General features: G+C 71.0%; 7 protein-coding genes and 1 tRNA gene. 6 read left to right on the top strand and 2 right to left on the bottom strand.

Annotated elements, in window-relative coordinates; genetic code table 11:
- The 5 genes from MFF61_RS33570 to MFF61_RS33590 form a co-directional block, all read left to right on the top strand.
- Positions 1-486, top strand: a 486-nt coding sequence (locus tag MFF61_RS33570; protein ID WP_238242167.1) for a Crp/Fnr family transcriptional regulator, incomplete at its 5' end; no start/stop codon positions are given.
- 240 nt (positions 487-726) lie between these two features.
- Positions 727-1383 (top strand): protein-L-isoaspartate O-methyltransferase family protein, encoded by a 657-nt coding sequence (locus MFF61_RS33575; protein WP_238242171.1) that lies wholly within the window; start codon positions 727-729, stop codon positions 1381-1383.
- Positions 1384-1750: 367 nt separating this feature from the next.
- A complete protein-coding gene (locus MFF61_RS33580) occupies positions 1751-3142 on the top strand; it encodes a TolC family outer membrane protein (protein ID WP_238242173.1) in 1392 nt (463 codons plus the stop codon).
- 133 nt (positions 3143-3275) lie between these two features.
- Positions 3276-3905 (top strand): PopZ family protein, encoded by a 630-nt coding sequence (locus MFF61_RS33585; protein ID WP_238242176.1) that lies wholly within the window; start codon positions 3276-3278, stop codon positions 3903-3905.
- Between the two features lie 153 nt (positions 3906-4058).
- The gene (locus MFF61_RS33590; RefSeq protein ID WP_238242178.1) at positions 4059-6770 is read left to right on the top strand and encodes a valine--tRNA ligase; all 2712 of its coding nucleotides are present in this window, start codon (positions 4059-4061) and stop codon (positions 6768-6770) included.
- A gap of 22 nt (positions 6771-6792) precedes the next feature.
- Here MFF61_RS33590 and MFF61_RS33595 read toward each other — a convergent pair whose 3' ends face one another.
- The gene (locus MFF61_RS33595; RefSeq protein ID WP_238242180.1) at positions 6793-7896 is read right to left on the bottom strand and encodes a hypothetical protein; all 1104 of its coding nucleotides are present in this window, start codon (positions 7894-7896) and stop codon (positions 6793-6795) included.
- A 101-nt stretch (positions 7897-7997) separates the two neighbouring features.
- On the opposite strand from MFF61_RS33595, the gene MFF61_RS33600 reads away from it, so the two are divergent.
- Positions 7998-8073: transfer RNA gene (locus MFF61_RS33600), tRNA-Lys, on the top strand.
- A 249-nt stretch (positions 8074-8322) separates the two neighbouring features.
- Here MFF61_RS33600 and MFF61_RS33605 read toward each other — a convergent pair.
- The coding region (locus tag MFF61_RS33605) for a Crp/Fnr family transcriptional regulator (RefSeq protein ID WP_238242182.1) at positions 8323-9276 on the bottom strand (954 nt) is incomplete at its 5' end.

Here is a 9276-nt window from a genome sequence, read left to right on the forward strand (position 1 = left end):
GAGGGGTGCGTTCCCCTCAATCCTATCCTCGGGTCGGATCGCTCGCCCCACCGCATCGACATCCAAGTGGGGGACGGTGCTTACATGATCGCCCGATCGGCGTTGGTCGGCGCCATGGAGGAGAGTGCGTCACTGCACAACTTGCTGCTGCGCTTCGCGCAGGTGCAGGGGCTGCAGTCGAACTACACGGCCCTGTCAAACGCGGTGCACCAGATCAACGAGCGGCTCGCGCGCTGGCTGCTGATGTGCCACGACCGCAGCCCCAGCAACGAGATGGCGCTCACTCACGATTATCTTGCGCTGATGCTAGCGGTGCGCCGCCCCAGCGTGACGACGACACTGCACGTTCTGGAGGGCAACGGCTTCATCAGGACGGAGCGGGGCCTCATCACGATCCGCGACCGGCGCGGTTTAGAGGAGTTCGCCCAGGACGCATACGGCCGGCCCGAGGCCGAGTACCGCCGCCTGATCGGTCCCCTGGACTGACCGGGCAGGAGGGCCTGCCAGAGTTTCCGTTTTGACCCAACTGGCGCAATCTGGGCGGTGCTTGCATTTGGGCCCCGGTCGAAAGCCTATCAGCTTGATCGTTGCCCTGGCACCCGTGCAGGGCGGGATCGAGACGGCGCGGCCGGCAGCGGCGGAGCGGCGAACCTTGCCTTTTGGCCTGTGATCAACCACAACCGCGACGCCCGGCGGCCCGGCCGCCTCACGCCTCCAGAGACCTCCATGCTCGATTACGCGCAAGCGCGCCGCCTCATGGTCGATTGCCAGTTGCGGACCTTCGACGTGACCGACATCGCGGTGCTCGACGCCTTCGACGCCGTCCCGCGCGAACGCTTCGTGCCGGAGGGCCGGGAGCCCTTCGCCTACATCGACCAGCCGCTCGCCCTCGGCAGCGAGGCGGGCGAAACGCGCTACACGCCCGCCCCGATGGTGCTGGCCCGGCTGATCCAGGCGCTCGCCGTCCGGCCGGGCGAGCGCGCCCTCGACGTGGCGACGGGGCTCGGCTACGCCGCCGCGCTCCTCGACCGGCTCGGCGCCCGGGTGACCGCCCTCGACTCGCTGCCCGGCCTCGCCGCGCAGGCGCGCGAGCGCCTCGCCGGCCGGGCGATCGCCATCGAGACGGGGCCGCTCCCGGCGGGTGCGCCGCAGCACGGCCCCTACGACGCCATCCTGATCAACGGACGCATCGAGACGCGGCCGCAGGCGCTGCTGGAGCAACTGGCGGATGGTGGGCGCCTCGCCTGCGTGCAGGGCCAGGGCCGCACCGGCAAGGCCACCCTCTGGGTGCGCGCCGGCAACGCCTTCGGGTCCCGCCCGCTCTTCGATGCCACCCTGCCGGCCCTCGGGGCCTTCGCGGCCGAGCCGGGCTTCACCTTCTGATCGCCTGACCGGGCCTCGGGATCGTCGCCACTGGGGGCGTGCCGCCGCAGGCATGCGCGAAGAGCGCCTGCGATCTCGCTCCTGCGCGCTGCCAGCAGAAGCACTGTATATCGGCGTGAACTGCGGGGATAACTCGCGGTAAGGCTGGCCCGCGACTGTGGATGTCGGGGCCGGGTTCTATCGCACCCGCCGGCACTGTCGCCTTTTTGCGCCACCGTTCGCCAAAGTCGGCTCCCGCCGGCTCCCGCCGATGCCTCCGGGCCTGCCGTCAGCTAAGGTTGGACGCGAGGTGGGCTCAGCCGGATGGGGTTCGGGACCGTCGCGTGCCGGAACCGACTGCGACAGGCCGCACTCAAGGTGGTTAGGCGTGACTGAAACACGACATCGAGCGCAACGTGGCCTCCGGCTCCGTACCGTCGCCATCGCGGCCCTCGTCCTGGCGGGGGAGGGCGCGCGTGCGGAGACGCTGGAGAGCGCGCTCGGACGCGCGTACGCGGGCAACCCGACGCTCAACACCCAGCGCGCCACGCAGCGCGCCACCGACGAGACCGTGGCGATCGCGGTGGGCGGCTACCGCCCGCGCGTCAGCGGCTCGGCCTCGATCGGCGTGCAGAACACCGACGGGTCCCAGGCGGGGCAGCGCATCCGGCAGACCATCCTGCCGGGCTCGGCCGGGCTGACCGTCACCCAGACCCTGTTCAACGGGTTCCAGACCGACAGCCAGACCCGGCTCGCCGAATCGCAGGTGCTGGGCGGGCGCGAGACCCTGCGCAACGTCGAGATGACGGTGCTGTTCTCGGCCGCGCAGGCCTACATGAACGTGCTGGCCGACACCGCCACCCTGGAGTTGAACCGCAACAACGTCGAGGTGCTGGAGGAGCAGCTCCGCCAGACCCGCGACCGCTTCAATGTCGGCGAGGTCACCCGCACCGACGTCGCGCAGGCCGAGGCCCGGCTCGCGGGCGCCCGCTCGCAGGTCAGCCTCGCCGAATCGACCCTGCGCACCAGCATCGCCACCTACCGGCAGATCGTCGGCGTCGAGCCGCGCCAGCTCGCCCCGGGCCGCCCGCTCGACCGCTACGTGCCAGGCAACCTCACGGCCGCAATCGACATCGGCCTGCGCGAGCACCCCAACATCATCGCGGCGCTGCACGACGTCGACGCGGCCGAGGCCAGCGTGCGTGTGGCCGAGTCGGCGCTCTACCCGACCGTGAGCCTGAACGGCTCCGTGCAGAAGCTGTTCGACCAGCAGTTCGGCAACACCGAGCTGTTCTCGGGCGCCGTCACCGGCCAGCTCAGCGTGCCGCTCTACCAGGGCGGGTCGGAATACGCGCAGGTCCGGCGGGCCAAGGAGCAGGTGGGCGCCGCCCGGATCCAGGTCGAGATCGTGCGCGATCAGGTGCGCGCCTCGATCGTCACCGCCTGGGGCAACCTCGACGCCGCCAAGGCGCGCGTCATCGCCCAGCAGGCGCAGGTCCAGGCCAACGAGGTGGCGCTCAACGGCGTGCGCGAGGAGGCCCGCGTCGGCCAGCGCACCACCCTGGACGTCCTCAACGCCCAGCAGGAACTGCTCAACGCCCGCGTGAACCTCATCGCGGCCCAGCGCGACCGGGTGGTCAGCTCCTATCAGGTGGTGCAGACGGTGGGCCGCCTGACCACGGCCTTCGTGGGCATCCCGGTCGCCCAGTACAGCTCCAAGCAGCATTTCGACCAAGTCAAGGACCTCTGGTACGGCGTGCGCACCCCCGACGGCCGCTGAGCATGGCGGGCGCGCCACACCCGCCGATACTCCTGTTGGCGGCGGGTGAGCCGGCTTTGTGCGGCGGACCGGACGTGGAATACTGCTGAAGGGCGTGATTGCCCGGTCCCCTGATCCGAGCGTTTTGAAGTCGATGAGCGCAGCGAGCCCCAAGACGCAGGAACCCTCGATGGAGGAGATCCTCGCCTCCATCCGCCGCATCATCGCCGACGACCAGAAGGAGCCCGAGCCGCCGCCGCCGGCCGCGAGCGCCAAGCCCGCGCCGGTGAAGGAGGTGCCCAAACCCGAGCCCGTGGCGGTCGCTCCCCCGCCCGAGCCGGATTTCGAGGAGGACGACGTCCTCGACCTCGCCGGCGTGGCCGAGCCGGTGCGCAAGGCCTCCCTCGATCTCGACATGCCGGAGATCGGCTTCCGGGACGACGAACCGATCGACTTCGACGCGATCGAGATCGATCCGGAGCCTGAACCCGAGCCCGTGAAGGCGGCGGCCCCGCCGCCCCAGCCCGCGCCGCCGCCCCCTCCGCCGCCGCAGCCCGCTCCGGCCGCCGAGAGCCGGCTCCTGTCACGGGAATCCGACGCGAGCGTCAGCCAAGCCTTCACGCTGCTCGCCAACACGGTGCTGTCGAACAACGCCCGCACCCTGGAGGATCTCGTCCAGGAGATGCTGCGGCCCATGCTGAAGGCGTGGCTCGACGACAACCTGCCGGTGATGGTCGAGCGGCTGGTGCGGGCGGAGATCGAGCGGGTCGCCCGCGGCCGCTGAGAGTTGACGGCAGGGCCGCCGTCCGGTTGAAAGCGCGGAACGAGGGGGCCGGCCGCCCGCGCGGCTCACGGCCCCTTTTCCTTTTCGCGGTTTCGCCGGCGCGCCCCCGCCCGAGAGGCTCGGGGGACGGCGCCCGGCGCGGGTGGCCCCGTCATGATGGACAAGACCTTCGATCCCGCCGCCGTCGAGGCGCGCATCGCCGCCGAATGGGAGGAGGCGCAGGCCTTCCGGGCCGGGCGCCCCGACCGCGCGGGGGCCACCCCCTTCAGCATCATGATCCCGCCGCCGAACGTGACGGGCTCTCTGCACATGGGCCACGCCCTCAACAACACCCTGCAGGACGTGCTCGCCCGCTTCGAACGCCTGCGCGGCAAGGACGTGCTCTGGCAGCCCGGCACCGATCACGCCGGCATCGCCACCCAGATGGTGGTGGAGCGCCGCCTGATGGAGCAGCAGCAGCCCGACCGCCGTGCGCTCGGGCGCACCGAGTTCGTGCGCCGCGTCTGGGAGTGGAAGGCGGAATCGGGCGGCACCATCGTCAATCAGCTCAAGCGCCTCGGCGCCTCCTGCGACTGGTCGCGCGAGCGCTTCACCATGGACGAGGGCCTGTCGAGGGCCGTCGTGAAGGTGTTCGTGGACCTGCACGCGCAGGGGCTGATCTACCGCGACAAGCGCCTCGTGAACTGGGACCCGAAGTTCCAGACCGCGATCTCCGACCTCGAAGTGCAGCAGGTCGAGGTGAAGGGCCATCTCTGGCACTTCGCCTATCCGGTGGTGGACGAGGCCGGGGCCGAGACGGGCGAGACCATCACGGTGGCGACGACCCGCCCCGAGACGATGCTCGGCGACACCGCGGTGGCGGTGCACCCGGAGGACGAGCGCTACCGGGCGCTCGTCGGCAAGCGCGTGCGCCTGCCCCTCGTCGGGCGCCTCATCCCGATCGTCGCGGACGAGTATTCCGATCCCGAGAAGGGCACGGGCGCGGTGAAGATCACGCCGGCGCACGATTTCAACGACTTCGAGGTCGGGCGGCGGCACGGCCTGCCGCTCGTCAACGTCATGGACGACGAGGCCCGCCTGAGCCTTGAGGGCAACGCGGCCTTCCTCGACGGTGCGACGCCCGATCCGGAGACGCTGGCGCTGCACGGGCTCGACCGCTTCGAGGCGCGCCAGCGCGTCGTGGCGATGATGGAGGCGGGCGGGCGGCTCGTCACCATCGAGCCCAACGCCCATGCGGTGCCGCACGGCGACCGCTCCGGCGTCGTGATCGAACCCTATCTCACCGACCAGTGGTACGTGGACGTGAAGCCGCTCGCCGAGCGCGCGCTCCAGGCGGTACGCGACGGGCGCACGCGCTTCGTGCCCGAGACCTACGAGAAGACCTACTTCCAGTGGCTGGAGAACATCGAGCCCTGGTGCATCTCGCGCCAGCTCTGGTGGGGCCACCAGATCCCGGCATGGTACGACCCGGACGGGCGCGTCTTCGTGGCGGCGACCGAGGAGGAGGCGCTGGAGAAGGCCGCCGCCCATCACGGCCGCCCGGTCAGCCTGCGCCGCGACGAGGACGTGCTCGACACGTGGTTCTCGTCCGGCCTGTGGCCGTTCTCGACGCTGGGCTGGCCGGAGAGCACGCCGGACCTCGCCCGCTACTACCCGACCAGCGCCCTCGTCACGGGCTTCGACATCATCTTCTTCTGGGTCGCCCGGATGATGATGCTGGGGCTCCACGCGATGGACGAGGTGCCCTTCCGCACCGTCTACATCCACGCCCTCGTCCGGGACGAGAAGGGCGCCAAGATGTCGAAGTCGAAGGGCAACGTGGTCGATCCCCTCGACCTCGTCGACCGCTACGGCGCCGACGCGCTGCGCTTCACCCTCGCCGCCATGGCGGCGCAGGGCCGCGACATCAAGCTCTCGGTCCAGCGCGTCGAGGGCTATCGCAACTTCGCGACGAAGCTCTGGAACGCCGCCCGCTTCGCGGAGATGAACGGCTGCCGGATCGACCCCGACTTCCGGCCCGAGGCGGTGGGCGAGACCCTGAACGCCTGGGCGATCGGCGAGGCCGCCCGCGCCGCGGCCGAGGTCACGGGGGCGCTCGACGCCTATCGCTTCAACGACGCGGCGAACGCCGCCTACCGCTTCGTCTGGAACGTCTTCTGCGACTGGTACCTCGAACTCGCCAAGCCCGTGCTCCAGGGCGAGGAGGGACCGGCCCGGGAGGAGACGCGCCGCACCGTCTCGTTCCTGATCGACCAGATCTGCGCGCTGCTGCATCCGTTCATGCCGTTCCTCACCGAGGAGCTGTGGGCCACCAAGGGCCGGGAGGCGGGCCTGTCGCGCGGGCTGCTCGCGCTCTCCCGCTGGCCCGACCTCGGCGCCCTGCGGCGGCCCGAGGCCGAGGCGGAGATCGGCTGGGTGGTCGACCTCGTCTCCGAGATCCGCTCGGCGCGCTCGGAGACGAACGTGCCGGCGGGAGCCCAGATCCCGCTGGTGCTGGTGTCGCCCAGCGAGGCCGTGCGCGCCCGCCTCGCCCGCTGGGGCGAGACCGTGCGGCGCCTGGGGCGCCTCTCCGAGATCGGCCAGGCGGAGGCGAGCCCCGCCAAGTCGGTGCAGCTCCTCGTGCGCGGCGAGGTGGCGGCGCTGCCCCTCGAAGGCGTGGTGGACCTCGCCGCCGAGGTGGCGCGGCTGCGCAAGGAGGAGGGCCGGCTCACGGGCGACATCGCCAAGACCGACGCCAAGCTCGCCAACGCGGACTTCCTGGCCCGCGCCCCCGAGGAGGTGGTGGAGGAGCAGCGCGAGCGCCGCGACGCCGCCGCCGAGCGGCTCGCCAAGGTGCGCGAAGCGCTCTCCCGCCTGGAGGGCTGAAGCGCGCCCCGCCGGCCGCGCCTCAACGGCCGGCGGGGCGTGGCGGCGTCAGCACCCGGTAGAACCCGTCCGGATCGTCGGCCCCGGTCTCGGCGGCGCGCGCGAGCGCGGCGACCACCCGGTCGGCGATCGGCAGCCGGTAGTGCAGCGGGTCCCAGTAATTCTCGTCCCGCGTCGTGACGCCGGAGGGGATGCGGAAATCCACCACGGTGGCGCCGCGGCTGCGGCCGATCGCGGCGACGCGGGCCTTGCAGGCCGCCTCCCGCTCCGCTCCGGGGCTGCCGGGCGGCGCCTGCGCGGCGACGTGCACCGGCATGAAGGCCACGAGCTTGCGGGCGTCGGGCGGCACCGCGGCGAGCAGCGCATCGAGCCAGTCGAGGGCGGGCATCGGACCGGGGCCGGCCGACGGATCCTCGCGCCCCCAGCTGCGGATATGGGCGCTCGCGCGGGCCCCGTCGTAGCTCGCCTCGGGCGGGGTGAACACCTCGTAGCCGTCGTGGCGGATGCGCTCCCGCATCCGGCCGAGCCGATGCAGCAGCACGCGGCCGGCGATCTGCAGGCTCTGGAGGTTCCACTGGTGCAGGAGGCCGCGCCATGCGGCATCCCGCCGGTAGAGCCAGGGCGGGAAGGCCCGGAAGGTCAGGCGCTTGGCATCGGCCTGCGCGTCGCACCAGTTCGCGTCGAGCCCGAACACCACGCCCCTCGCCTGGACCGTGCGCAGGAAGAGCCGGGCGAGCTGCACCTGCTCCCAGGGCGTCGCCGCGTTCATCGCGAGGTTGGCGAAGCGTCCGCCCAGCGCCGCAGCGAGGGCGCGGGGGTCGAGAAGGCGCGCCGTGGAGGTGCCGAACACCGCCGCGTCGTAGGCGCCGCTGCGCACCACCTGCGGATACATGAAGCGCTGGTTGAGATCCATGATCGGCCCCGCCGGCCGACCCGGGGCCGCGCGCAGCCCGTACGGATCCATCGTGGCGATGAAGCCGAGGACCGCCAGCCCCGCCGCCGCCGCCACGGCGAGGACCACGCCGACGAACCGGCGCCACGCGCCGGGCGGCGCGGCGACGGCGGCTGCAGGATCCGCACCGGCCGGCCGCACGGCCCGCCGGGCGCCGGGCGCGAGGCTGTTCACCCGCCCTGGTTCCGCGGTTGACCCCACGGCGTCAACCCCCTATGCCGACGCCTGCTCCGCGAGGGGACAGCCGGCCGTGGCCGCGCGGACCGTCCGGATGCGAGCGCGTAGCTCAGCTGGTAGAGCAACGGACTTTTAATCTGTAGGTCCTGGGTTCGAGCCCCAGCGCGCTCACCAAATACCCCTTTATAATCAATGATTTAGCTCGCTTCCGACCGAAGCGCGAGCACTGAGGTGTGTGCAATCTCGCGGAAGTGTGTGCAATTCACAGATTGGCACACCCCAAAAGTGTGTGCAATAACAAATACTTAACCATAGCTGGCCCGGTAGACGAAAGGATTGTTTGCGGTAGAGCAACAGTGAGACGTGTCTCCGTCCGAGGGCCGAATGCGCTTTGCACACGCGAGGTGCCTCACGACTGGAAAGCTAACCTTCGACGGAAGCATCCGGACCGAGCCTCGCGGGGGCGTGCCGCTCGACCATCGGGCGTGGGCCCTCGATGTGCAGGTAGTCGGAGTCGAAGCCCGCGATCGCCTTCACTGCGTCGTAATCGTGGATCGTCAGCCAGCGGCCCTCCAGGCTGATCAGGCCGCGTCCGCGCAACTCCTGAAGCGTCCGGTTGACGTGCACGGTCGACAGGCCGAGCGCGTCACCGAGGTCGGCCTGCGTGACCGGCAGCGGGTAGCGGTTCTCGCTGCTCAGGCCCACCGTCGAGAGCCGAACGAGAAGCTCGCACAGCAGGTGCGCCATCCTCTCGTCCGCCGAACGGCGCCCGAGCCCGATGGACCACTCCGCCGACACGGCGTTCTCCACGCATTGCAGCCACCAGATCGCCTCGCGGATCGCCGGGCTGCGGTCCATCAGCTCCCTCACCTGCGTGAGGGGGAGCACCGCCACCGTGCAGGCGGTGAGGGCACAGACACCGGAATGGATGCGCTTCAGCAGCAAGCCATCCAGGTCGCACACGTCCCCCGGCACGAACACGGCGGGGATCTGCCGCCGGCCATCAGGCAGGAGCTTGAAGCGCGCGGCCCAGCCCTCCACGAGGATGTGCAGGCTGTCGGGCCGGTATCCCTCCGGATGGATGTCCGTTCGGGCCGCGACGCCGAGCGTTAAGCCGCAGGCCCGGGCCAGGAGCTGAAGGTCGTCCTCGGTCAGGCTGGTGAGTGTCCGCAGCCGAGTGACCAACGGGTTCATCATCGTCGTACCCGGAGCAGCGCACTGGCGGGCCCGTGGCGTGACGTGGATTCTGCCAGCGCCGTCGCTCGGTCCAGGAGGAGGGAGCGACGACGCCTCCGTACGCACTGTGATGAAGCTCCCCAACGAGAGTAAGCGCTTGGTGCAGGCGAGGGTGGAAGTGTCAAACACCGTACGGTATCC

Origin of the sequence: Methylobacterium isbiliense, assembly GCF_022179325.1 — a bacterium.
Classification (GTDB): domain Bacteria; phylum Pseudomonadota; class Alphaproteobacteria; order Rhizobiales; family Beijerinckiaceae; genus Methylobacterium; species Methylobacterium isbiliense.

Bases quoted from the DNA above. Each gene is read 5' to 3' on its own strand.
- MFF61_RS33575 (WP_238242171.1), top strand. From the start codon at position 727: ATGCTCGATTACGCGCAAGCGCGCCGCCTCATGGTCGATTGCCAGTTG.
- MFF61_RS33585 (WP_238242176.1), top strand. From the start codon at position 3,276: ATGAGCGCAGCGAGCCCCAAGACGCAGGAACCCTCGATGGAGGAGATC.
- MFF61_RS33590 (WP_238242178.1), top strand. From the start codon at position 4,059: ATGATGGACAAGACCTTCGATCCCGCCGCCGTCGAGGCGCGCATCGCC.